Source organism: Actinoplanes sp. NPDC051861, assembly GCF_040681145.1.
Classification (GTDB): domain Bacteria; phylum Actinomycetota; class Actinomycetes; order Mycobacteriales; family Micromonosporaceae; genus Actinoplanes.
Map to the genome: position 1 here is coordinate 526,268 of NZ_JBFAYE010000004.1, position 22,859 is coordinate 549,126.

At 70.3% G+C, this 22,859-nt stretch carries 21 protein-coding genes and 1 pseudogene; 11 read left to right on the forward strand and 11 right to left on the reverse strand.

Going from position 1 to position 22,859, the window contains the following annotated elements:
* The first annotated feature begins 72 nt into the window (after window positions 1–72).
* Together AB0M02_RS16615 and AB0M02_RS16620 are read left to right on the forward strand one after the other, a co-directional pair.
* Entirely contained in the window at window positions 73–1,698 is a 1,626-nt protein-coding gene (locus tag AB0M02_RS16615) for a GAF domain-containing sensor histidine kinase (RefSeq protein WP_364227498.1), read from the forward strand.
* Window positions 1,699–1,705: 7 nt separating this feature from the next.
* On the forward strand, window positions 1,706–2,374 hold the full coding sequence (locus tag AB0M02_RS16620; RefSeq protein WP_196415199.1) for a response regulator transcription factor: 669 nt from the start codon (window positions 1,706–1,708) through the stop codon (window positions 2,372–2,374).
* Here AB0M02_RS16620 and AB0M02_RS16625 read toward each other — a convergent pair.
* Together AB0M02_RS16625 and AB0M02_RS16630 are read right to left on the reverse strand one after the other, a co-directional pair.
* Window positions 2,371–2,802 carry a DUF4395 domain-containing protein gene (locus AB0M02_RS16625; RefSeq protein WP_364227288.1) on the reverse strand — a complete coding sequence of 144 codons (432 nt, stop codon included), beginning with the start codon at window positions 2,800–2,802 and terminating at the stop codon, window positions 2,371–2,373. The two genes, AB0M02_RS16620 and AB0M02_RS16625, sit on opposite strands and share 4 nt — an antisense overlap.
* Window positions 2,795–3,298: a MarR family transcriptional regulator gene (locus AB0M02_RS16630; RefSeq protein ID WP_364227291.1), complete on the reverse strand. Its 504-nt coding sequence runs from the start codon at window positions 3,296–3,298 to the stop codon at window positions 2,795–2,797. Before AB0M02_RS16630 ends, AB0M02_RS16625 begins: the two co-directional genes overlap by 8 nt.
* 68 nt (window positions 3,299–3,366) lie before the next feature.
* Here AB0M02_RS16630 and AB0M02_RS16635 point away from each other — a divergent pair, with 68 nt between their 5' ends.
* Window positions 3,367–4,572: an MFS transporter gene (locus AB0M02_RS16635; protein ID WP_364227293.1), complete on the forward strand. Its 1,206-nt coding sequence runs from the start codon at window positions 3,367–3,369 to the stop codon at window positions 4,570–4,572.
* Between the two features lie 265 nt (window positions 4,573–4,837).
* Here AB0M02_RS16635 and AB0M02_RS16640 read toward each other — a convergent pair whose 3' ends face one another.
* From AB0M02_RS16640 to AB0M02_RS16660, 5 genes are all read right to left on the reverse strand, one after another.
* Entirely contained in the window at window positions 4,838–5,203 is a 366-nt protein-coding gene (locus tag AB0M02_RS16640; RefSeq protein ID WP_364227295.1) for a thioredoxin family protein, read from the reverse strand.
* Window positions 5,204–5,811: 608 nt separating this feature from the next.
* Window positions 5,812–6,939: a glycosyltransferase family 4 protein gene (locus AB0M02_RS16645; protein WP_364227297.1), complete on the reverse strand. Its 1,128-nt coding sequence runs from the start codon at window positions 6,937–6,939 to the stop codon at window positions 5,812–5,814.
* The gene (locus AB0M02_RS16650; RefSeq protein ID WP_364227300.1) at window positions 6,939–8,183 is read right to left on the reverse strand and encodes a M48 family metallopeptidase; all 1,245 of its coding nucleotides are present in this window, start codon (window positions 8,181–8,183) and stop codon (window positions 6,939–6,941) included. The genes AB0M02_RS16645 and AB0M02_RS16650 overlap by 1 nt, the downstream gene beginning before the upstream one ends.
* A gap of 16 nt (window positions 8,184–8,199) precedes the next feature.
* A complete protein-coding gene (locus AB0M02_RS16655; protein WP_364227302.1) occupies window positions 8,200–8,421 on the reverse strand; it encodes a hypothetical protein in 222 nt (73 codons plus the stop codon).
* 61 nt (window positions 8,422–8,482) lie between these two features.
* Window positions 8,483–9,841 carry an NYN domain-containing protein gene (locus AB0M02_RS16660; RefSeq protein ID WP_364227305.1) on the reverse strand — a complete coding sequence of 453 codons (1,359 nt, stop codon included), beginning with the start codon at window positions 9,839–9,841 and terminating at the stop codon, window positions 8,483–8,485.
* A 117-nt stretch (window positions 9,842–9,958) separates the two neighbouring features.
* Between AB0M02_RS16660 and AB0M02_RS16665 the strand changes: the two genes are divergently transcribed.
* The 5 genes and pseudogenes from AB0M02_RS16665 to AB0M02_RS16685 all read left to right on the forward strand — a co-directional run bounded on the left by AB0M02_RS16665 (window position 9,959) and on the right by AB0M02_RS16685 (window position 15,548).
* Window positions 9,959–11,758: a DEDD exonuclease domain-containing protein gene (locus AB0M02_RS16665; protein WP_364227307.1), complete on the forward strand. Its 1,800-nt coding sequence runs from the start codon at window positions 9,959–9,961 to the stop codon at window positions 11,756–11,758.
* A 120-nt stretch (window positions 11,759–11,878) separates the two neighbouring features.
* Complete coding sequence (locus AB0M02_RS16670) at window positions 11,879–13,663, forward strand: HD domain-containing protein (RefSeq protein ID WP_364227309.1); 1,785 nt, start codon at window positions 11,879–11,881, stop codon at window positions 13,661–13,663.
* A 31-nt stretch (window positions 13,664–13,694) separates the two neighbouring features.
* Window positions 13,695–14,216: pseudogene (locus AB0M02_RS16675) on the forward strand (NUDIX domain-containing protein); the annotation flags it as partial.
* Between the two features lie 131 nt (window positions 14,217–14,347).
* The gene (locus tag AB0M02_RS16680; RefSeq protein ID WP_364227311.1) at window positions 14,348–15,193 is read left to right on the forward strand and encodes a sugar phosphate nucleotidyltransferase; all 846 of its coding nucleotides are present in this window, start codon (window positions 14,348–14,350) and stop codon (window positions 15,191–15,193) included.
* A 67-nt stretch (window positions 15,194–15,260) separates the two neighbouring features.
* Window positions 15,261–15,548 (forward strand): Lrp/AsnC ligand binding domain-containing protein, encoded by a 288-nt coding sequence (locus AB0M02_RS16685; protein ID WP_364227312.1) that lies wholly within the window; start codon window positions 15,261–15,263, stop codon window positions 15,546–15,548.
* A gap of 459 nt (window positions 15,549–16,007) precedes the next feature.
* Here AB0M02_RS16685 and AB0M02_RS16690 read toward each other — a convergent pair whose 3' ends face one another.
* The 4 genes from AB0M02_RS16690 to AB0M02_RS16705 are packed head-to-tail and all read right to left on the reverse strand — an operon-like array spanning window position 16,008 to window position 20,216.
* Window positions 16,008–17,618: a ubiquinol-cytochrome c reductase cytochrome b subunit gene (locus AB0M02_RS16690; protein ID WP_364227313.1), complete on the reverse strand. Its 1,611-nt coding sequence runs from the start codon at window positions 17,616–17,618 to the stop codon at window positions 16,008–16,010.
* Window positions 17,615–18,718, reverse strand: coding sequence for a Rieske 2Fe-2S domain-containing protein (locus AB0M02_RS16695; protein ID WP_364227316.1), 1,104 nt, complete (start codon window positions 18,716–18,718; stop codon window positions 17,615–17,617). The genes AB0M02_RS16690 and AB0M02_RS16695 overlap by 4 nt, the downstream gene beginning before the upstream one ends.
* Window positions 18,715–19,566 carry a c-type cytochrome gene (locus AB0M02_RS16700; RefSeq protein ID WP_364227318.1) on the reverse strand — a complete coding sequence of 284 codons (852 nt, stop codon included), beginning with the start codon at window positions 19,564–19,566 and terminating at the stop codon, window positions 18,715–18,717. The genes AB0M02_RS16695 and AB0M02_RS16700 overlap by 4 nt, the downstream gene beginning before the upstream one ends.
* Before the next feature lie 53 nt (window positions 19,567–19,619).
* Window positions 19,620–20,216 (reverse strand): heme-copper oxidase subunit III, encoded by a 597-nt coding sequence (locus tag AB0M02_RS16705; protein WP_364227319.1) that lies wholly within the window; start codon window positions 20,214–20,216, stop codon window positions 19,620–19,622.
* Between the two features lie 106 nt (window positions 20,217–20,322).
* On the opposite strand from AB0M02_RS16705, the gene AB0M02_RS16710 reads away from it, so the two are divergent.
* From AB0M02_RS16710 to trpD, 3 genes are read left to right on the forward strand one after another with little or no spacing between them, the layout of a single operon-like run.
* Window positions 20,323–21,285 (forward strand): cytochrome c oxidase assembly protein, encoded by a 963-nt coding sequence (locus tag AB0M02_RS16710; RefSeq protein WP_364227321.1) that lies wholly within the window; start codon window positions 20,323–20,325, stop codon window positions 21,283–21,285.
* A 48-nt stretch (window positions 21,286–21,333) separates the two neighbouring features.
* Complete coding sequence (locus AB0M02_RS16715; protein ID WP_364227322.1) at window positions 21,334–21,777, forward strand: hypothetical protein; 444 nt, start codon at window positions 21,334–21,336, stop codon at window positions 21,775–21,777.
* A gap of 20 nt (window positions 21,778–21,797) precedes the next feature.
* A complete protein-coding gene (gene trpD, locus AB0M02_RS16720; RefSeq protein WP_364227324.1) occupies window positions 21,798–22,856 on the forward strand; it encodes an anthranilate phosphoribosyltransferase in 1,059 nt (352 codons plus the stop codon).
* Window positions 22,857–22,859: the final 3 nt, after the last annotated feature.

A 22,859-nucleotide genomic window follows, 5' to 3' on the forward strand; every position in this document is an offset into this window, starting at 1 on the left:
ATCCGTCACGTGCCAGCCCTAGCCAGTGCCCCGACGCGCCTGCGCCCCGCCGAAGCCGTGGCGCGCGTCGTCATGCTCGCGCTGGTCGCGGTGCTCACCCTGACGGCGACCGAGGACCCCGCGCAGCTCATCTGGATCGTGCTGCTGGCGATCGCCGCGGTGCCCGCTTTCGTGGCCCGTGAGCACCCGATCCTCGCCCCGCTCGGCAGGTTCGCCGAGGTCGTGGTCACCGGGCTCGCGGCCGGTTCGATCGCCACGGCGGCGATCGGCCAGGTCGACGCCGGGTTCGGTGCCGAGGCGGTGCTGCCCTACCTCGCGGTTCCGCTGCTGACCGCCGCCCTGCACCGGCGGCACACCGAGGGCGCCGCACTGCTGGGCGCCGCGGCACTGGCCATGGTCGCCGGTGGACTGGTCAACAAGACCGGGGACGACTTCACGCTCACCCAACCGGGTTATCTCGCGGCGTGCGGACAGTGGCTGGTGCTCGGGGCGATCATCACGTTCGCCGCCGAGACGATGCGCCAGCTGCTCCAGCCGCCGGAGCCCACCCCCCAGCCGTACGCGGAGGCCACCCGACTGCTGACCCAGCTCCGCAGCGTGGCGCGGTCCCTGCCGGGCGCCACCCTGGACCCGGGCGGCATCTCCGAGCACCTGCTGGAGGAGCTGCGCATGGTCGCGCCGGGTCACCGGGCCGCGGTCCTGTCGGCCAGCGGCGGCGGGCGGCTCGTGGTGCTGGCGCAGACCGGGGCCGAGCGGGTCGACTGGGAGACCACGCTCGACGCGGACTCGGCCATCGCGGACGCGTGGGCCACTCAGCAGCCGCAGGTGGCGAGCCGGTCGCAGGCGCGTACGCATCAGGACGGCGAGGTCTCGTCCCTGGTCGTCCCGCTGGTCGCCGGGGTGCGCACGATCGGGCTCGTCATCCTGGAGACCGATGGCACGGGGGCGTACCCATCGGTGGTTGTCCAAGGGGTGACCGAGGTGACCGGCCCGGCCGCGCTGCGGCTGGAGGCCGCCCTGCTCTTCGACGACGTGCGCTCGCTCGCCACCAACGAGGAGCGCCAGCGCCTGGCCCGGGAGATCCACGACGGGGTCGCGCAGGAGCTGGTGATGGTCGGTTACGGCATCGACAACGCTCAGGCCACGCTGCCCGAGGGTGCCGAGGAGACCGCCGAGGAGCTGCGGGTGCTGCGCGCCGAGGTGACCCGGGTGATCACCGAGCTGCGGCTGAGCCTGTTCGAGCTGCGTTCCGAGGTCGACCGCAACGGCGGCCTCGCCGCGGCCATCGCCGAGTACGCCCGGACGCTCGGCACGAGCGCCGGACTGCGGGTGCACTTCACGTTCGACGAGTCGACCGCGCGGCTGCCGGCCGCGACGGAGGCGGAGTTGTTGCGGATCGCGCAAGAGGCGATCACCAACGCCCGCAAGCACGCCGGCGCGTCGAACCTTTGGGTCACCTGCACCGTCGACCCGCCCTATGCGGAGATCGAAGTGTCCGATGACGGCAAGGGGTTCGCCGACGAGCGACCGGACGGCCGTTACGGACTTACCATCATGGCCGAGCGCGCCGAACGCATCCGAGGACGTCTCAAGATCACGCCGCGACACCCCAGCGGGACAACCGTCGCCGTAGTACTCGGAACCCCGCCTCGGCGCGATAGCGTGCGGGATAGCGTTTCCGCTCCAGAAGGGGAGTAACCCGAGCATGTCGACCAGTCCTGCGCCGACGGGGCGCACCAAGGTCCTCCTTGTTGACGATCACGACTTGATCCGTAAGGGGCTGCGACACGCATTCGAGCGCGACCGGCAGTTCGAGGTCGTCGGCGAGGCCGCCACGGCGGCGGAGGCGGTGCGCCAGGCCGGCGCCCTGCAGCCGGACGTGGTGATCATGGACCTGCGGCTGCCCGACGGCAGCGGACTCGAGGCCACTCGCGCCCTGCGGAAGAACAACTCGAACATGGGCATCGTCGTGCTCACGATGTATGCGGGCGACGACCAGCTCTTCGGTGCGCTCGAGGCCGGCGCCAGCGCGTTCGTGCCCAAGACCGCCCCGGCGGACGAGGTCGTGGCGGCCGCACGGCACGCCGCGTCGGCACCCAGCGCGTTCACCGCCGCCGACCTGGCCGAGGCGATGAAGCGCCGGCTCGCCCCGAGCGGGCCGCAGCTCTCGCCGCGCGAGGGCCAGGTGCTTCGCCTGCTCGCCGACGGCATGAGCGTGGCCGGGATCGCCAAGCAGCTGTTCGTCTCCGAGTCGACGGCGAAGACCCACATCTCGAAGCTCTACGAGAAGCTGGGTGCGGCGAACCGGGCTCAGGCGCTCATGACGGCGCTGCGGCTGGGGCTGCTCGAGGCTCCCGACGCGCCGAAGTTCTAACTATTTTCGACATTTTCGGCGTTTCTGGTCTTTAGCCTTTGAAACGCCAGATAGGCCTCGCAGCCCAGGCACAGTCCGAAGGCCGCGTTGAGGAAGGCCGCCAGTAGGCCGAACGCGGCCGCGACGAGCCCGAGAGTCTCCGCGCCCCCGAGATATCCCCCCGCGGAGACGCTCAGGAAGATAAATCCGACAAATTGCGCGAATCGCACTGGTGCGGCTGGCTCACGCTCCGCGGGTGGGCTCAGCCTGGGCAAGGCACGGAAGATCATCGCGTACGGACCTCGCCGCGGATCAACCGCGGTGATCGCGAAGACGATTGCCTGAGCCAGCGCCAGCCAGCCCGAGCCGGTGATCAGCACGACGGCTGTGACGACGGTGGTGATGGCGGCGGCAAAGCGCTGGCCGCGCGGATCTAGTTCGCTATTCACCTAGGGATAGTAGGACTTTCCGCAGCAGCTCGTTAAGCCTGATCAGCTCGTCTTTTTTCAATGCTTTAAGGGCTGCCTGATCGCGGGCGATTCCTTCGAAGATGTACCGGTCCCACATCTCACGACCCTTTTGCGTGGGCCGGATGATGATTCGCCGGCGGTCCATGCCGTCCACCTGACGCGTGATCAACTCGGCCTCCGCCAGCCGGTCGAGGCGGCTCGTCATCGCCGCCCGGGTCACATTGGCCGCCTCCGCCAGTTGCGCGGGAGTGGCCTCGTTGGGCCAGGGCTGGACCATCAGGACGTGCAGCGTCTTGTAGTCCTGCAACGTAAAGTCATCATTTTTCGCGTTAAATGCTGCAATGTCGGCGCGCTCGATCCATCGCAGCAGGCGCTTCATCCGAACCAGCGCGCCCTCGACCTCCGGATCGAACGCCGGCTCGTCCTTCCAGAACGCCGCCCACCGGGCCACATGCTGATCCGCACCGTCTTCCATGGGCGCCATTGTGCCATCCTTCTGATTATTAGATTGCTGATAGTTAGACGGTGAACTACTTTGAGAGCATGACTCGCGACTTCCGCCTCCTCGCCGCCGGCCAGGCTCTCTCCTGGATCGGCAACGGCTTCCAGACCGTCGCGCTCGCCGTCGCGATCGTCACCACCGGTGGCGGTGCGGGCGACCTCGGCCTGGTCATGGCCTCCTCGGTGATCACCATGCTGGCCGGCACCCTCTTCGGCGGCGTCTGGGCCGACCGCCTCCAGCCCCAGCGCGTCATGGTCGCCTCCGACCTGATCCGCTTCCTCACCACAGCCGGCATCGCCGCCATGTTCGCCACCGGCGGCTACCACCTGGCACTGCTCTGCGCGCTCACCGTCCTCTCCGCGGGCGCCGGCAGCTTCTTCACACCGGCCATGAGCGCGCTGCGGCCCCTGCTGGTGCCGGTTTCGCTGCGCCAGCGGGCCAACGCCACGCTGAGCATGCTGCAGACCGCGTGCGGCATCGCGGGACCCACCCTGGGCGGCATCACCGTCGCCGCCTTCGGCGCTCCGGCGGGCTTCGCGGCCAACGCGGTCAGCTTCCTCTTGTCACTGGTCTTTGCCGCCTTCATTCGGGTACGCGCGACCCGCGGCGACTTCGAACCCATGCTCCGCTCGCTCGGAGCCGGCTGGCGCGAGATCCGCTCCCGGAACTGGCTGATCGGCGGCCTGTTCGGCGCGACCGCCTACCACATCGCCAACGGCATGATCCTGGTCCTGGTCCAGATCGTCGCCGTCTCCGAACTCGGCGGCGCCCACGCCATCGGCTTCATCTCCGCCGCCGAGGGCCTGGGCGGCTTCCTCGGCGCGGCCCTCGGCATGCGCTTCCGCCCCCGCCGGCTCCTCCGAGCAGGCTGGCTGGCCCTGATGCTGATGCCGGTCTGGGCACTCTCGTACGTCTGGCCCGGAACCCTGACCGCGGTCCTGGCCGGCGCGGTGATCGGCTACGGCGGCCTGATCTTCTTCGACGTAGCCTGGGAGACCGCCATCCAGGACAACGTCCCCCACGCCATGCTGGGCCGAGTCGCCTCCTGGGACTACGTCACATCCTTCCTGGCCATGCCCGTCGGCAACGCCCTGGCGGGGCCCCTGTCCGCCCGGTTCGGGGTGGACCGGGTGCTCACGGTGTGCGCTTTCGTCCTGCTGGCCTCCGCCGCCTCCCAACTCCTGATCCGCGACTCCCGCACCCTGACCCGCTCCGCCTCCCCCACCGAACTCCCAGTCCCCGCCTGACCCTCTCCCCCACCCCACCCGCGCCGCCCGCACCACCCGCACCACCCGCACCACCCGCGCCACTCTCCCTACCCCGCAACGCCCCCTGCCCCGCCGCCCGCTCTCCCGCCTGCGCTTATGCCCCCTCGCCCACGCCGCTCCTCGCGCCCGTCGACGATCCGGACCACTTCCCGGCCCGCCGGGCTGGCATCCACACCGGTAGTCAGGCGCCGAAACTCGCCCCGATGCCAGCCGGCACCGGGGGTCAGCCTGCGGGGCGGCGGGGTCAGCCCGCGGGAGCCGTTGGCGGCTGGGTGGGGAGGAGCTCAGCGAGGGCGGCGATCAGGTGCGGCTTCGTGGGCACACCCGTAGCTCGCCTGGTCACATGCCCACCCGAGTCCAGGACCAACAGGGTGGGGGTGCGCCAGATACCCAGTTCGCGTACCTCGTCGAGATGACTCTCGGCATCCACCTCGATGTGCTGAACACCCGGCAGCAGCGCGGCCACCTCAGTGCTGACCCGCCGCACAGCCCGGCACGGCGCACAGAACGCGGTGGAGAACTGCAACAACGTGGCGTCCGCAGGCCCAACGCCGAGTCGCCGCAGAAGCGAGGAATCAAGCCGTACCGCGTCCACCCCTGATTCAGTCACCCCTGGATCCTGACTCGCGTCTCCCGCCCTGCCCACAGAGGCCACCGCCGCGTCGAGCTCACCCGACGCCGGAACACCACCCTCGGACGCCACCCGCGAAGCAGCCACCGGCCGGAGGCGCCCATCGGTAGCGCGGCGCCACACACCCACCGCCACCCCCACGACCAGCACCGCGCCAACCGCCACCAACCCCACTGGATCCATGGGTCAACTCTGACATCCGCCCCGCCCGATCAACAGGCCACAACCCGGACACCCCAGCGATCCCGAACACCTCTCACGCACCGCATGGCGGAAATTTCAGGACAAAGCGACGCCCAGGCGAGCCAGGCACCGCCTGCCGTAATGAGCAGCGCCTGCCCCGCGCCGGGTCAGGCACCCGACGCCAGGCACCGCCCGCCGCCGTAATGAGCAGCGCCCACACCTCACCGCGCCGAGCAGCGCCGAGCAGCGCCCACACCTCACCGCGCCGAGCAGCGCCCAGACCTCACCGCGGCGAGCCAGGCACCGCCCGCCGCCGTAATGAGCAGCACCCACACCTCACCGCGCCGAGCAGCGCCCACACCTCACCGCGCCGAGCAGCGCCTGCCCCACGCCGGGTCAAGCGCTCAGGAGCCGTGCAGCAAAGCCGTCAACCTCTCCGCCTGCGCCTCCCACCGCCACTCCCGCTCCACCCAGTCCCGCCCGGCCTTACCCATGGCCCGAGCCCTCTCCCGATCCGCCAGCAGATCCGCCACCCGCCCCCCGATGGCAGCCACATCAGACCCGCCGACCACGAACCCCGTCTCCCCCTCACGGACCGCGTCCGGCGCACCCCCCGAATCCCCGCCCACCACGGGCAACCCCATGGCCGAGGCTTCCAGGTAGACGATCCCCAGCCCCTCCACGTCAAGCCCCGCCGCCCGCGTCCGGCACGGCATCGCGTAGACGTCCCCCGCCGCGTAGTGCTCCGGCAGCGACTCCCACGGCACCGAGCCCGTGAACACCACGTCCGCTTCGACACCGTTCTCGCGGGCCAGTCGTTCGAGGGTCTTTCTGTACGGCCCGCCGCTCACCAGGAGCAGGGCCGCCCCCGGCACCCGGCGGCGGATCAGGGGCAGGGCGCGGATCAGCATGTCCTGGCCCTTGCGCGGCACCAGCCGCGAGACGCAGACGACGACCGGGCGGTCGGACAGCCCGTGGCGGGCGCGGACCACGGAGCCGTCCACGTCAGGGTGGAACGTGTCGACGTCGACGCCCGGTGCGAGGCGGCGCAGGTCGGTCAGGCCGTGCAGGGCGCGGTCCAGGCGGACACGCTGGTAGTTCCCCAGGTACGTGATCACGTCGTTGCCCCGCGCGATCCGCCGCAGCAGGGTGCGCGCGCCGGGGAGCGCAGCCCAGCCGATCTCGTGCCCGTGGGTGATGCCGACCGCGCGTGAGATCCCCGCGTCCCGTCGCAGACCCTGGGCGAGCAGTCCGAGCGGGGCCGCGGCGCCGAACAGGACGCTGGAGCAGTCGTGAGCGCGGGCCAGCGACGCGGCGCGGCGGGCGACGGCCGGGGTGGGCAGCAGGATGCCGGTGTCCTCGCGAACGACCTCGAAAGGCTGTGCCGCGTCGAAGGAGGCCGCGTCCCGCCAGGTCGAGGAGTAGACCACGACCGAGTCGGCGGGTAGCCGGACCGCCAGGTTGTGCACGAACTGCTGGATGCCGCCGGGGCGGGGCGGGAAGTCGTTGGTGACGAGCAGGGTGCGGCCCATCAGCGGGCACCCCGGGCGTACGCACGGGCCGCGGCCATCCGCTGCACGGTGGACGGGTGTGAGGCGAACATGGCGTGCTCCCAGTGCGGCGGGTCGGGGTCGGCGAGGTTGACGCTGCCGAGGCGGCGCTGCATGGCCTCGAAGGTCTGCGGGTCGGCGGTCAGGTCGAGGGCGTGGCGGTCGGCGCGGGCCTCGACGCGGCGCGACACGAACGCCTGGGCCGGCCCGGCGATCAGCCCGGCGACCGTGGTGACGGCCAGCAGCAGGCCGATGGCGCGTGGCTCGGCGATCGAGTCGACGCCGGCCAGGCGGAGCAGCCCGGTCCAGGAGCCGAGCAGGTAGAGGGCGATCACCGCGAGCGCCGCGCCGAGTGCGCCCAGGACGGTGCCGGTGAGCACGTCGTTGTCCCTGGCGTGGCCGAGCTCGTGCGCGGTCACCGAGACGACCTCGTCCGGTGTGGCCTCGGTCAGCATCGTGTCGTAGACGACGATCCGCCGGGTGGGCCCCAGGCCCGACACATAGGCGTTCACCGCCCGGGTCCGCCGGGACGCGTCGGCGACCAGCACGTCCCTGACCGGCACGCCGTCGCGCTCGGCCAGGGCCAGCAGCTCGGTTCGCAGTGGCCCGTCGGGCATCGGGGTGAACCGGTTGAAGACCGGCTCGACGAGCACCGGCAGCACGAACGAGAGCAGCACCACGAGCCCCGCCGCGCCGGCCGCCCCGATCGCCCACCACCAGCGCGGCGCGAAGTGGGTGACGGTGAAGAACCCGGCCAGCACGATCGCGCCGAGGACGGCTCCCACCGCATAAGACTTCAGCAGGTCGATGGCCCAGCCGCCCCAGCTCTGGGTGGAGATCCCATACCGCACGACGATGGTGTGCCGCCACGCGGCGAGCGGGAGGGTGACCACCTCGGCGGCCAGAACGACGACGAGACCACCGAGCACGGCGCGCGCAAGCCAGTGGTGGCCGGTCCACTCGACCAGGCGGGCGGCGGCCGGGGTCAGGCCGAGCACGAGCGCGACCAGCAGCCCGAGCGCCATGCCCAGATAGTTGCCGGGACGCAGCGCGGCGTGGAACTCCCGCCCGCGGGCGACCCGCTCGGGGTCGAGCTCGCCGAGCGCGGCCAGCTGATCGGCGCGCGGCGCGGGAGCGCGATGCCAGGGGATGGTCACCAGAGCGAAGACCGCCAGGGCGGCGAGCAGCACGACGAACGCACCGATCGCCCAGCCCCGCGTCATCACGTCACCATCCTAAGGATCACGCAACGTTGCGGCGTCCCGGGAACAGCGGGACCACGACGGGCGGCTCGGGCGTGGAAATCAGCTCCACTTCGAACCCGGCCAATTCGAACGTCTCGATCGCCCGCAATTCGCCGGGGGTCAGGTCAGCAATGCCGTCGGGGGTCGAATCCAGGACGCTGACCAGGCATCCGTTGCAGTCGTCGGTGCGTTCCGCGCACCGTCCGCAGTCGATGATCATTTCCCCTCCTCCAATGAAGTGGAGACGTGACAATCACGCTAAGCGAGGGGTACGACAAAAATTACGACCGGGACAGGCGGCGCAAAAGCGAATCCGCGCCCATCGGATAGGCACCGTGGCGGCGAACCCCGTCGGCCACCTCCCGGTCGGAGGAGACCACGACCACCGGGCGCCCCGGCGGCTCGGCACGCACCAGCTGGCGGATCAGCTCGTCGGCCGTCGTGCCCTTGCGGGAGAAGAGCACCCGGACGCCCCGCGGAGCCGGCGGCAGCCCGTGCACCCGCTCGGCACCGTCGAAGACCACGGTCACCTCGTCACCCGTCTGCGCCGCTATCCCGCCCAGCCCGGTGATCAGCCGCTTGCGCTGCTGTTCCAGGGACATGTCGGCGAAGCCGCGCTTGGTCACGTTGTAGCCGTCCACGACCAGGTGCGCGCGGGGCAGCGCGAGCAACTGGTCCAGGCGGCCGGGGTCGTCGGTGTCCTGCGCGCGGGCCCGGGACCGCTCCGGCGCACCCGGGCGCTCGGCCGCGGTGTCGGCCACGAAGTCGGCGGGCAGTTTCTCGGCCGGGCCCAGGGCGAGCTCGCGCCGCAGGCCGGTGGCCGCCTGCCCGATCGTCTCGAGCAGCAGCCAGAGACGGGCGTCGTCGACCGCGCGGGCGTCCTTGGCGGTCTGTTTACCGGTGGCCGCGGCGGCCTCGGCCTCCGCGAGGCGCGAGCGCATCCGGCGTACCTCTGCCTCATGATCGAGGGCGGCACGCGCCGCCCTCCCTTTCTCCGTCGCCAGCAGGTCGGCGGCCCGTTTCTGGGCCGCCTGCGCCTCGCGCAGGGCTTTCGCGGTGGTCCGCGCCTCCTCCCGCAGCTGGCCCAGCTCCTGGCTGATCTTGGCGAGCTCGTCGCGCAGTTTGTCCGCCTCGGCCCGGGCCACCGCCCGGTCGTGCTCGGCGCGGGTGGCACGCTGCTCGGCCGCGCGGATCTGCCCGGCCACCGCGGCGGTGTCGGCCTCGGCCCGGACCGCGTCGCCGGCCGCCTCGACCAGGTCGCGCCAGCCGTCGGGTCTCGCCAGGTACGCCAACGCGGCGACCTCGACCGGATCCGCCGCCGCCGGGGCGACCCCGTTGGTCACGGCCGCGCCCAGGTCACCGGCCTCGGTCACGATCCGGGCGCCGATGCGCTGGCGGAACAGCGGGTCGGCGACCAGCTGGGCGGCGATGTCCCGGCCCCCGAGCCGGGCTCGGCGGTTCGGCGCGAAGCGAGCCACCCGGCGCAGCGGCACGGGCATCTCGTCGGCGGGAAGGCCGGGCAGGGCCGCGGCGGCCAGCGTCATGATCCGCTGGCGCACGGTCTCGGGCAGCACCGGCTCAGGCGAGAACTCCGCCGCCTCCTCATCGGGGCGGTGTTCTGGATCGAGCGGCGCGGACATCCACCCATTCTCACACCGGTCAGGACCGAATCGCCGGTCAGAGCAAGTGATCTTTTCTCCCGGGCCGGAAACGAGTAGACCAAGAAATGTCGTACCCCACCTCTAGTGTTCCGGGCCGTGACACAACCGGCCTACGTGCAGGGCACTCTGGACACGCTCCTGACCGCCGACGGCTCGGTCGATCCGGCCGCGTTGTCCCTGGCGGACACCACGTTCGTGGTGCTCGACCTGGAGACCACCGGTGGCGCCGCGGACGGCGCCGGCATCACCGAGATCGGCGCGGTCAAGGTGCGCGCCGGCCAGCGCCTCGGCGAGTTCGCGACGCTCGTCAACCCCGGTGAGCCGCTGCCGCCGTTCATCACCGTCCTGACCGGCATCACCGAGGCCATGCTGCGCCCGGCCCCGCCGATCGAGACGGTCCTGCCCAGCCTGCTGGAGTTCCTGCGCGGCGCGGTCCTGGTGGCACACAACGCGCCCTACGACGTCGGCTTCCTGAAAGCCGCCTGTGCCCGCCACGGCTACCCCTGGCCGCAGATGCGGGTGCTGGACACCGCGGCGCTGGCCCGCCGCGCGCTGACCCGCGACGAGGTGCCCAACCGCAAGCTCGGCACGCTCGCCCACTTCTTCCGCTCGTCGGTCACCCCGACGCACCGCGCGCTCGACGACGCCAAGGCCACGGTCGACGTGCTGCACGGCCTGATCGAGCGCCTGGGCAGTTTCCGGGTGCACACCCTGGGCGACGCGATCGAATTCGCCAAGGCGGTGACACCGGCCCAGCGCCGGCAGAGACACCTGGCCGACGGCCTGCCGCATGTCCCGGGGGTCTACCTGTTCCGGGCCGCCGACGACCGCCCGCTCTACGTCGGCACGTCGAAGGACATCGCCACCCGGGTGCGCACCTACTTCACGGCCGGCGAGAAACGGGCGCGGATCTCCGAGATGCTGACCGCCGCCGTCCGGGTGGAGGCGGTGGAGTGCGCGCACTCGCTGGAGGCCGAGGTCCGTGAGCTGCGGCTGATCGCCGCGCACGCGCCGCCCTACAACCGCCGGTCGAAGTTCCCGGAGCGCGTCGTCTGGCTGAAGCTGACCGCCGAGGCCTATCCACGGTTGTCCGTGGTGCGGCGGATGGCCGAGGACGGCGCCACCTATCTGGGTCCCTTCTCGTCGCGGCGCACGGCCGAGCTCGCCGCCGCGGGCGTCTATGACGCCGTTCCCCTGCGGCAGTGCAACCACAAGCTGTCCGTCCGGACCAAGACGCCGGCCTGCGCGCTGGCTGAGCTGGGGCGATGCCCCGCACCCTGCGAACACGAAATAACCCCTGAGGAGTACGACGTTCGCGCCGCCCTCCCCTTCCGAACCGCCACGACCGGTGATCCCGGAGGAGTCGTCGACGCGATCCTGGCCCGCATCGACACGCTCTCCGGCCGCCAGCGTTATGAGGAGGCGGCCGTCGTCCGGTCCCGTCTCGTGGCCCTGCTGCGCGCGCTGATCCGGATGCAGCGGCTGGACGCCCTGACCAGGATGCCGGAGATCGTGGCGGCCCGGCGCGACGGCAAGGGCGGCTGGGAGATCGTCGTGGTCCGGCACGGCCGTCTCGCCGCGGCGGCCACCTCACCGCCCCGCGAGCACCCCCGCCCGACCCTGGACGCGGCACGCCTGACGGCCGAGACGGTCCTTCCCGGACCGGGGCCGGTGCCCGCCGCCACGGCCGAGGAGACCGAGCGGATCCTCGCGTGGCTGGAGCGGCCGGACACCCGCCTGGTGGAAACTATCGGCGACTGGGTGTCACCGATTCGTGGCGCCGCGCGTTTCTCCGGCCTTCTCACCAGGGCGGAGACCGCCTCATCGTTCCAAGACTCGACCGTTCGCCTATCGGTAACTGACCGTTCGGATGACGCTCGCTCGCTTAGGCTGTAAGGCACGCGCGACCCTCGCGGTGATTCACCTCATTTGGCGGCTTGATGCCTTTGGCGAAGCGGCCCTTGAAGTGCTTCGCTTGCGAGACAACGCACAGCAGATCGGTGAGGGGGTGTCCGGGTGGACGTCGACGCCGGCCACGGCGCCGCTCTCGGTCGTGCCCTGCCGGCCGCTGCCCGCGATCTCTCGTTCACCCAGCGGCTGCGCTCGTTCCTCAGCTTTCAGGGCAATGACGACGACCCGGTCGCCACACTGACCCGCACGCACCGCAGCATCCATCCGTCGGCCGACGTCGCCGTGGTGCGCCGCAGCTACGCGATCGCCGAGAGCATGCACCGCGGCCAGTTCCGCAAGTCCGGGGATCCCTACATCACGCATCCCCTGGCCGTCGCGCAGATCTGCGCCGAGCTGGGCATGGACACCACGACGCTGGTCGCCGCGCTGCTGCACGACACGGTCGAGGACACCAGCTACACCCTGGAGGCGCTGCAGGGCGACTTCGGGCCCGAGGTGAGCCACCTGGTCGACGGCGTGACCAAGTTCGACAAGGCCTACTACGGGAAGGCCGCCGAGGGCGAGACGATCCGCAAGATGATCGTCGCGGCCGGCAAGGACGTCCGGGTCCTCGTGATCAAGCTGGCCGACCGGCTGCACAACATGCGCACCCTCGACGCCCGTTCGCCGGCGAGCCGGGCCCGGATCGCCAACGCCACGCTCGACGTGCTGGTCCCGCTCTGCGACCGGCTCGGCATCCAGGCCCTCAAGCGCGACCTCGACGACGTCGTGCTCTTCCACCTGGAGCCGGACGCCTACGCGCGGATCGACGAGCACGTCCGCAACCGGCCCGGCTGGAGTGAGTATCTGATCGACGTCTCCGGGAAGGCGCGCACCGCGCTGCGCCGCTCGCGCGTGGACGCAGCGGTCACGGCGCGCCCTCGGCACTACTACTCGATCTGGAAAGACACCGTCGCCGGCAACCACAGTGTGCCGCTGGACCTGCCCCGCATCGCGGTGGTGGTGGACGGCCCGGACACCGACTGTTACGCGGCGCTCGGCGCGATCCACGGCAGGTGGCGCCCGGTGGCCGGCCGGTTCAAGGACTTCATCGCCTCGCCGAAGAACAACCTGTACCGCTCGCTCCACACCACGGTGGTCGGGCCGGAGGGGCGGCTGGTCGAAGTGCTCATCCGCACCGAGACCATGCACCGCTACAGCGAGTACGGCGTCGCCACCAGCTATCGATATCCCAAGGTGGCCGACGAGCCACCCGGCGCCGACCAGCTCACCTGGCTGAAACGAGTGCTGGACTGGCAGCAGGACGCCACCGACGCGGGACAGTTCCTCGACTCGCTGCGATGTGACCTCGCCGAGGGCCAGATCACCGTTTTCGCCCACGGCAACGCCTACGAGTTGCCCAGCGGATCAACTCCGGTCGACCTGGCGTACGAATTGGGTCCTCAACAGGGTGACCAATGTCTTGCCGCAACCATCAACGGACGTCTCGCCCCCCTCAGCTCCCCCCTGCGCGACGGTGACGTCGTCGAGATCTTCTCCGAGACCGACGGCCACGTCGAGGTCGAGCCCAACGCGCCGCGCGGCCCCCGCAAGGAATGGCTCGGATTCGTCAAGTCCAGCCAGGCGCAGATGCAGATCAACCGGTATTTCGACGAGAAGAACGAGCCGGGCATCAGCATCGCCGACAAGGTCCGCCTCGGCCGCGCCACCATCGGGCTCACCCTCCGCAAGCACGACCGCGGCCTGGCCAGCGAGGTGCCGCTGCGCCGTCTGGCCGAGGAGCTCGGCTATCCCGACCTGGAGACGCTGCTGGTGGCGGTCTGCGAGCGCAGCCTGGAGCCGGATGCCGTGGTCGAGCAGCTAATCGCCCTCGTCGACCACCCGGACTGAGATATTCGGCGAGCCCGGCTAGCCTTACCGCGTGAACATTCCCCGGCAGTTTCGCGGCCTCGCCTATCAGGCCTTCTACGGGCTGCCGCTGCCGGTGCGCCGCCAACTCGCCCGGATGATCTCCCCGAAATACCTCGTGGGTGCCGTCACGATCATCCGCGACACCGAGGCCACGTCGCCGGGGCGCATCCTTCTGCTCCGCCAGCCTCCGGGACGCGGCTGGGGCTTACCGGCGGGCCTGCTCAAGCGCCGCGAATTGCCTGCGGTGGGTGCCGCGCGCGAGCTTTTCGAAGAAGCAGGGGTACGCGTAGAGCCCACCGACCTCACCCCCGGCAACCCGAACGCGGTCGTCCATCCGAACGGCGGCGTGGTCGACACGGTCTGGTTCGGCTCGGTCCCCTCCGCCACCACTCCCCTGTCCGTCGACGGCGGCGAGGTCCTGGAGGCCCGCTGGTTCCCCCTCGACGACCTGCCGACGCTGACCTGGCCGACCGAACGCCTCCTCGGCATCTACGGCATCGGCCCCCGCGCCGGCGAGCTCCCCCCGTCCGTCCCACCCGGCCCGGACTACGGCCCCCCGCCGATGTCCTCACCCGCCGCCGCAACCCCCGGCGCCGCCTCATCCGGCCGGGCCCCTTCGCCCGGCGCCGCTGCCGGCGGCGCGGGCTCCCAGGAGCGGCCGCGGTGACCGCTCCCGCTGTCCCCGTCTGCGGTGTGGTGCTCGCGGCCGGTGAGGGCCGGCGCCTGCGCCCGCTCACCGAGACCGTGCCGAAAGCGCTCTGCCCCATCGGCAACCTCCCGCTGCTGGACCACGCCCTGCGCCGGGTCACCGGCACCGGCCTGACCGGACCGGATCAGATCGCCGTGAACGCGGCGTACCTGGCCGCCCAGGTCGTCGCCCACGTCGGCACCCGCGCGCACCTCTCCGTCGAGCCGGACGGCCCGCTGGGCACCTCCGGCGGCATCGGCCGGCTCAAGGGCTGGATCGACGGCCGCGGTGTGCTCGTCGGTAACGCCGACGCCTACCTGGTCGACCCGTTCCGGGAGCCGGGCAAGGACATCGCCGCGCTGCTGGACGGATGGGACGGCGAGACCGTACGAATGCTGACCCTGCCCTGCCGCCCCGGCGAAGCCGGCGGTTTCAGCGGCCACCGGTTCGCCGGCTTCTCACTGCTCCCCTGGCGCCGAGTGCGGTCGCTGGACGACGTCGACAGCAATCTGGTCCGCACGGTCTGGCGTCCCGCCGAGGCCGAGGGCTCTCTGGAACTGGTCGGCTACGAGGGTTACTACCTGGACACCGGCACTCCCGCCGACTACCTGGCCGCCAACCTGCACGCCGCCGCCGGCACGAGTCTGATCGAAGCGTCCGCCGTGGTGACCGGCGACGTCACCGAGTCCGTCGTGGGCGCCGGCGCCCGGGTCGAGGGCTCGGTGACCCGCTGCGTCGTCTGGCCCGGCGCGGTCGTCGCACCCGGAGAGAAACTGACCGAGGTCATCCGCGCCACTGACGGCCTGACCGTCCCCGCCTGACCGGGGGCGCCGCCGCGGATAGCATGGTCGCGACCCACTTCCGCCCTCACAGCCGAGGAGCCCGCAGGTGAACACCGCGATCGTCCACATCGACTGCGCCACCGACTCCATCCCCGAGGTGGCCGAGGCGCTCGCCGCGCTCGACGGGGTCAGCGAGGTCTACTCGGTGGCCGGCAACGTCGACCTGATCGCCATCGTGCGTGTCGCGAAGTTCGACGACATCGCCGAGGTGATCGCGGGCCGGATCTCCAAGACCCGCGGCGTCATCAACACCGAGTCGCACATCGCCTTCCGCGCCTACTCGAAGCACGACCTCGAGGACGCCTTCGCCATCGGCCTCCCCGACGCCGACTGACCCCACCCAGCGTGTGACTTTCGGGCGCACAGAGTGGCCGAACTCCACACACAACGACAACACCACCCAGCGTGTGACTTTCGGGCGCACAGAACGGCCAAACTCCACACACAACGACAACACCACCCAGCGTGTGACTTTCGGGCGCACAGAACGGCCAAACTCCACACGCAACGACAACACCAGTCAGCGTGTGGCTTTTGGGTGCGCAGAGCGGCCGAACTCCACACACAACGACAACACCAGTCAGCGTGTGACTTTTGGGTGCGCAGAGGGGCCGAACTCCACACGCAATGGCCCGCCGCACCGGCCGGGGGCGCGGCACGGGGGCGGTGGGGCGCCTGGCTCGCGTGGTGGGGCGGGACGCGGTTGTCGCGGTTGGGGGCGGCCGTTACTGCGTACCGTAGAAGGAGAAGGGCCCGCCGCATGCGCGACGGGCCCACTCAGAACGAACCGGGATCAGCGGCCGGAGGAGATCTCCTCGCGCTTCGCCGGAGCGCCCACGGCCGGCGAGACCGGCGCCTCGGCCGGCTTCTCGACCGGGAAGAAGAAGCCCTTCACCGCAGGCGCGAGCGCGCCGATCCGGTTCATCTTCTTCGGGACGACCCAGCCGGCGTACTCCAGCGGGACCGGGTGGCCGTGCTCGTCCACCGGGCCGAGCGGCTGGTGCACCTCGATGAACTGACCGTTCGGCAGCCGCTTGATGATGCCGGTCTCCACGCCGTGCGCCAGCACCTGGCGGTCGTGCTGCTGCAGACCGAGGCAGATGCGGACGGAGATGTAGTAGGCCAGCGGCGGCAGGATGAGCAGGCCGATACGGCCGGCCCAGGTCATCGCGTTCAGGCTGATGTGGAACTTGTCGGCGATCACGTCGTTGCCGCCGGAGAGGGTGGCGATGAAGAAGAACGTGAACGCCATCATGCCGATGCCGACGCGCTCCGGGTTGTCGCGCGGGCGCTCCAGCAGGTGGTGGATGCGCTTGTCCTTGAGCTTGCGCGCCTCCAGCCACGGATAGGCCATCGGCAGCGTGAACAGCGCGCCCAGGCCGACGACGGCGGGCCAGAACATCGGCGGGATGCTGTAGCCGTCGCCGAACGGGATGTAGATCTGCCAGTTCGGCATGAGACGGACCAGGCCGTCCATGAACATGACGTAGAAGTCGGGCTGCGACGCCGACGACACCTCGGCCGCGCGGTACGGCCCGAAGAGCCAGATCGGGTTGATCTGGAACATGCCCGCCATCAGCGCGATCACGCCGAAGACGGCCATGAAGAAGCCGCCCTGCTTCATCGCGTAGCGCGGGAACATGCGCTCGCCGACCACGTTCTGGTTGGTCCGCAGCGGACCCGGCCACTGGGTGTGCTTCTGCGCGAAGACCAGGCCCAGGTGCACGCTGATCAGCGCCAGCAGACCGCCGGGGATGAGCAGCACGTGCGCGATGTAGAAGCGGCCGATGATCAGCTCACCGGGGAACTCGCCACCGAAGATCGCCGCCGAGAGCCAGGTGCCGATCACCGGGAGGGTCAGCATGATCGCCGAGGCGATGCGGAGACCGGTGCCGGAGAGGCCGTCGTCGGGCAGTGAGTAACCGGTGAAGCCGGCGAAGAAGCCGAGCAGGAAGAGCACGATGCCAATGACCCAGTTGGTCTCACGCGGCTTGCGGAACGCGCCGGTGAAGAAGATGCGGGCCATGTGCACGATGATCGACGCCATGAACAGCAGCGCCGCCCAGTGGTGCATCTGCCGCATGAAGAGACCGCCGCGCACCTCGAAGGAGAGGTTCAGCGAGGACTCGTAGGCGGCCGACATCCAGGTGCCCTTGAGTGCGAGGTACTCACCGTCGTACTGCACCTCCTTCATCGACGGGTCGAAGAAGAGGGTGAGGAACACGCCGCTGAGCAGCAGCACGATGAACGAGAACAGGGCGATCTCGCCGAGCAGGAAGGACCAGTGGTCCGGGAACACCTTGTTCAGCAGGCCACGCAGCGGGGTGGACGCGGTGAACCGGGCGTCGACCCCCTTGGCGAAGGTGACGGGTGCCTCTGCGAGGTCGAGCTTTCGGCGCTTCACGGCCGCTCCCAGAAGTCAGGTCCGACGGTGTCGCGGTAGTCGGACGCTGCCACAAAGAAACCTTCCTCGTCCACTGTAAGCGGCAGCATCGGCAGACGCCGAGTCGCGGGCCCGAAGACCGGCTGCGCGTTGTCGGTGATGAGGAACTGCGACTGGTGGCACGGGCAGAGGAGACGGTTGGTCTGCTGTTCGTAGAGGCTGGCCGGGCAGCCGGCGTGCGTGCAGATCTTGGAGTACGCCACGTAGTTGCCCCACATCGAACCCTTGTTGCGCGGGTCGGCGTCGGCGTTCTCGCGAGTTTTCGCGGCGTCGTCGGCGCGCAGGTGGATGAGGAGCGTGGGCGAGTCGGCGTGCTGGTTGGTCGCGCCGTGCGGGATGCCCGGGAAGACCGTCATCTGGCCGCCGGCGCTGACGTCCTCGGGACGGATCGGGCTGCCGTCCTCGCGGGTCAGGCGTACCGGCTTGCCGTCGTTGTTGGACGGGTGGAACCCGGTGGTGAACATCATCGGGTGCTCACCCTTGTGCGGGTCCTCGATCAGGCCGCCGACGAGCGGGGCCGCCGCGGCGAGACCCAGCGGGGCCATGCCCAGGGCGATCGCGCCCTTTAGCAGCGGGCGCCGCTGGACGCCGAGCTCGTCCGCCACGTACAGCATGGTCTGACCGGTGATCAGCTGCTCGTCCTCGGGCGACGGGCCGCCGTGCCGCTGCTGGATGGACAGCTCGTGCGGCAGCAGCTTCTTGGCCCAGGCCAGGATCGCGAAGCCGAGCGACAGCAGCGCGATGCCGAGCGTGATGCCCAGGATCGGCGTGTAGTAGTCGCTCATCGTGTGGCCGAGCTCGAACTCCCACGGCCACGCGATGTAGAAGACCAGGAAGGCCAGCGACGCGATGCCGGAGAGCACGAACAGGAACGCGATGTTGCGGACGACCCGCTTCTCCGCCTTCGAGTTCGGCCCGTGGAACTGCGACTCGTACGTGATGATCTCGATGTCGTCGCGCCGGAGACCCTCTTTGACGATCTCGAAACGCGTCAGGTGCGGGTCGTGCACGTCGACCGGCTGGGTGCCGGACTCGCCCGCGTGGTGATGCACAGCCGTCATGACTTCCCCGCAATCCAGAGCGCCGTGAAGACGAGGATGGTGATGCCGACCAGGAAGATGGCCATGCCCTCGGTCGACGGGCCGTACCGGCCCAGGTTGAAGATGCCGCCCGGGTCCTTCTCCTGCTGCAGCTGCTCCTGGATGTAGGTGATGATCTGCCGCTTCTGCTCCGGCGTCAGCTGGTTGTCACCGAAGACCGGCATGTTCTGCGGCCCGGTGAGCATCGCGGCGTAGATCTGCTCGGCCGTGGCGTCGTGCAGACCCGGAGCGAACTTGCCCGAGGAGAGCGCGCCACCGCCGCCACCGAATCCGTGGCAGGAGGTGCAGTTGACCCGGAACAGCTCGCCACCGCGGGCGATCGCGTCAGGGTTGGTCTTCAGATCCTCGACGAGCTCGCCCTCCGGGATCTGCGGACCGCCGCCGATCTCCTGGATGTACTGCGCGAGCTGCTTGGTCTGCTCCTCGTTGAAGTGCGGCGCCTTCTGCTCCGCCTGGGCCTCCTGCCGGGTCATCGGCATGCGGCCGGTGCTGACCTGGAACTCGACGGAGGCCGAACCGACACCGATGAGGCTCGGGCCGCGGTCGTCGACGCCCTGGCCGTCCCGCCCGTGGCAGGTGATGCAGCTGGTGTCGAAGAGGGCCTTGCCCTCACGGGCGGCCGCGGAGAGCTGGATGTCGTCGTCCGCGAAGGCGCCCGGCGTGAAGACGGTGTAGACGCCGCCGGCCAGGAACAGCGCGGCGAGCATGCGTACCGCCGCGCCTAGCCGCCGTCGCGCCCGGCTGGGCGCGGAGCGCCGCCGGGAGAAGAACACCCGGGCACGCCTGCGGGCGGGGGTGTCAGAAGTCATGGGCTATGTCCCTCTGGGTTTTGCGAACCTGAAGCTCAGCGGAGTTCGGCGGGTCACTGAAGCCAATAGATCATGGCGAACAGCGCGATCCACACGATGTCCACGAAGTGCCAGTAGTACGAAACGACGATCGCCGAGGTGGCCTGCGCCGGGGTGAACCGGCCCATGGTCGTCCGGATCATGTAGATGATGAACGCGACGAGACCGCCGGACACGTGCAGTCCGTGGAATCCGGTCGTCAGGTAGAACATCGACCCGTAACCGTCACCGTTGATGGTGACGCCCTCGTGGACGAGGTTCCGGTATTCGTTCGCCTGGCCGAGCACGAAGATCAGGCCCATCACGAAGGTGATCGTGAACCAGCGCCGCAGCGCGAACACGTCGCCCTTCTCCGCCGCGAAGACGCCCAGCTGGCATGTCACCGAGGAGAGAACCAGGATCACCGTGAAGGTGGTGGCGTACGGGATGTCGAGCACCTCGGTGTGCTTCTCCCACTGCTCCGGCGCTGCCGCACGGATGGAGAAGTACATGGCGAACAACGCCGCGAAGAACATGAGCTCGCTGGAGAGCCACACGATGGTCCCGACGCTGACCATGTTCGGTCGAGTCAGCGAGTGGATCCGGCTCTTGTCGATGGCTGCCGCTGTCACGGCCTCATTATTCATCCGAGAAAGGTCCAAGGTCCCCCGGGGTCCCCAATCCGGCACTGTGGGCGCCCCGGAATATTCTGTGACCAGCCGGTAGGCCTAGCCTCTAGTGGTGCAGCTCGACGTTTTGCCCACACTGGCGGCCGACAGCGGGGATACTGGACTTCCGCCGTTCACCCCGGCCGCGATCTTCACCGAGTTCCACTTGGTCAGCCTGATCGCACTGGGCCTGTTGGTCTCGGCAGCGCTTTATCTGTACGGCGTCTGGCGCCTGCGACAGCGCGGCGATCACTGGCCGGCGGGCCGGATCGTGGCCTTCGTCGCGGGTGGACTGGGCTCGATCGCGGCGGTGACCGTCACCGGCATCGAGGCGTACGACACGACACTCGTCTCCGTGCACATGGTCCAGCACATGGTGCTCTCCATGGTCGGGCCGATCTTCCTGGCCCTGGGCGCACCGACCACTCTGGCCCTGCGCACCCTGCAGCCGGCCCCGCGCAAGGTGCTGCTGACCGTCCTGCACAGCCGCCCGGTACGCGTCCTGACCTTCCCCCTGGTCGCGTTCGGACTCTTCATCGCCAACCCGTTCGTCCTCTACTTCACCGGGCTGTACCGGCAGACCCTCGAGCACGCCTGGCTCCACGAGTTCATCCACTTCCACTTCATCGTGACCGGATGCCTCTTCTTCTGGCCGCTGCTGGGGCTCGACCCGCTGCCGAACCGCTGGCCGTACCCGGGCCGCGCCCTGCTGATGGTCCTGTCGGTGCCGTTCCACACCGTGCTCGGCCTGACGATCATGCAGAGCGAGCAGCTGCTGGGCGGCGACTGGTACCCGAACCTGGGCCTGACCTGGATGGATCCGCACGCGGACCAGGTCACCGCGGGCGGCATCCTGTGGGCCGGCGGCGAGATCGTCAGCGTCACGATGCTCGGCATCCTGGTGGTCCAGTGGGTCCGCCAGTCGGAGCGGGAGGCCAAGCGGATCGACCGCGCGCTGGACCGCGAGGAGGCCGAGCAGGCCAGGGCCGCGGCGGCCGCCGCCACGCCCCGACCGGACCCCGACGCCGGATAACGGATTCGGTACGATCGGGCGGACCTACGACGTGAGGCGAGACACACCATGAGCGACGCGGCGACGCCGACCCAGTACACCGTTCTGCTCTACAGCGACGACGCCGCCGTGCGCGACCGGATCCGGCTCGCGATCGGCCCGCGTCCCGCGGCCGATCTGAAGATCGAGTTCGCCGACGCCTCCACCTGGGAGGACTGCCGTCAGCTGCTCGACGAGTACGAGATCGATCTGATGGTGCTCGACGGCGAGGCCACTCCGGCCGGCGGTCTCGGCATCGCCCGCCAGACCAAGGACGAGTACCTGAACCCGCCGCCCACCTGCGTCGTCATCGCCCGCGCCGCCGACCGCTGGCTGGCGGCGTTCGCGCAGGTCGACGCGACCCTGCTGGCCCCGCTGGACCCGGTCACCACCGGGCAGACGGTGGCCGGGATGCTGCGGGCCCGCCGCGCGGGCGCTGTTCCGCTGGGCACTCAGGGCGAAATCGCCCGCTGATCAACGGACGGAGACTTCCCATGGGCGCGCGTACCTGGCCGAACCTGACGAGTGCCCTGCTGCGTGGCGAGGAGCTCGCCACCACGGACACCGCCTGGGCCATGGGCGAGATCATGGCCGGCAACGCCACCCCGGTGCAGGTCGCCGGTTTCGCGATCGCGCTGCGCGCCAAGGGCGAGACCCCGGCCGAGCTGGCCGGCCTGGTGGAGGCGATGCTCGCCAACGCCACGCTGGTGACGCTGCCGGAACAGACCCGGACCAGCGCGGTCGACGTGGTGGGCACCGGCGGCGACCGGGCGAACACGGTGAACATCTCCACCATGGCGGCGATCGTGACCGCCGCGTCCGGCGTGACCGTGGTCAAACACGGCAACCGGTCGGCCTCCTCCACCACCGGCACCGCCGACCTGCTGGAGCACTTCGGCCTGCCGCTGGACCTGGGCCCGGAGGGCGTGGCGCGGACCGTCGAGGAGGCCGGCATCGGCTTCTGCTTCGCCGCGCGGTACCACCCCGGCATGCGCCACGCCGCGGTCACCCGGCGCGAGCTGGGCGTGCCGACGTTCTTCAACGTGCTCGGCCCGCTGACCAACCCGGCCCGGCCGACGTCGGCCGCGGTGGGCTGCTTCGACCCGCGGATGGCGCCGGTGATGGCCGAGGTGTTCGCCCGGCGCGGCGACTCGGCGCTGGTGATGCGCGGTGAGGACGGCCTTGACGAGTTCACCACCGCCGCGCCCACCCGGATCTGGATGGCCCGCGAGGGCAAGGTGGAGGAACTGCTCGTCGACTCGACCGACCTGGGCCTGCCGCGCAGCGCGCCGGACGCCCTGCGGGGCGGCGACGCGGCGTTCAACGCAGACGTGGCCCGGCGGACCTTCGCCGGGGAGCCCGGACCGGTGCGCGACGCCGTGCTGCTGAACGCGGCGGCCGCGATGGCGGCCCACAGCGGCTTCCCGGGCGACTTCCACGACACGCTGCGGGCCGGGATAGCCAGGGCGGCCGAAACGATCGACTCGGGCGCTGTGACGGCTCAGCTGGACCGTTGGGTGAACGCGGCACAGGCTGCCAAAGCCGCGGAATAACGA

Coding starts and splice junctions, on each gene's coding strand:
- AB0M02_RS16615 (WP_364227498.1), top strand. CDS start 73: ATGCTCGCGCTGGTCGCGGTGCTCACCCTGACGGCGACCGAGGACCCC.
- AB0M02_RS16620 (WP_196415199.1), top strand. CDS start 1,706: ATGTCGACCAGTCCTGCGCCGACGGGGCGCACCAAGGTCCTCCTTGTT.
- AB0M02_RS16630 (WP_364227291.1), bottom strand. CDS start 3,298: ATGGAAGACGGTGCGGATCAGCATGTGGCCCGGTGGGCGGCGTTCTGG.
- AB0M02_RS16635 (WP_364227293.1), top strand. CDS start 3,367: ATGACTCGCGACTTCCGCCTCCTCGCCGCCGGCCAGGCTCTCTCCTGG.
- AB0M02_RS16645 (WP_364227297.1), bottom strand. CDS start 6,939: ATGGGCCGCACCCTGCTCGTCACCAACGACTTCCCGCCCCGCCCCGGC.
- AB0M02_RS16655 (WP_364227302.1), bottom strand. CDS start 8,421: ATGATCATCGACTGCGGACGGTGCGCGGAACGCACCGACGACTGCAAC.
- AB0M02_RS16660 (WP_364227305.1), bottom strand. CDS start 9,841: ATGTCCGCGCCGCTCGATCCAGAACACCGCCCCGATGAGGAGGCGGCG.
- AB0M02_RS16695 (WP_364227316.1), bottom strand. CDS start 18,718: ATGACGGCTGTGCATCACCACGCGGGCGAGTCCGGCACCCAGCCGGTC.
- AB0M02_RS16700 (WP_364227318.1), bottom strand. CDS start 19,566: ATGACTTCTGACACCCCCGCCCGCAGGCGTGCCCGGGTGTTCTTCTCC.
- AB0M02_RS16715 (WP_364227322.1), top strand. CDS start 21,334: ATGAGCGACGCGGCGACGCCGACCCAGTACACCGTTCTGCTCTACAGC.
- trpD (WP_364227324.1), top strand. CDS start 21,798: ATGGGCGCGCGTACCTGGCCGAACCTGACGAGTGCCCTGCTGCGTGGC.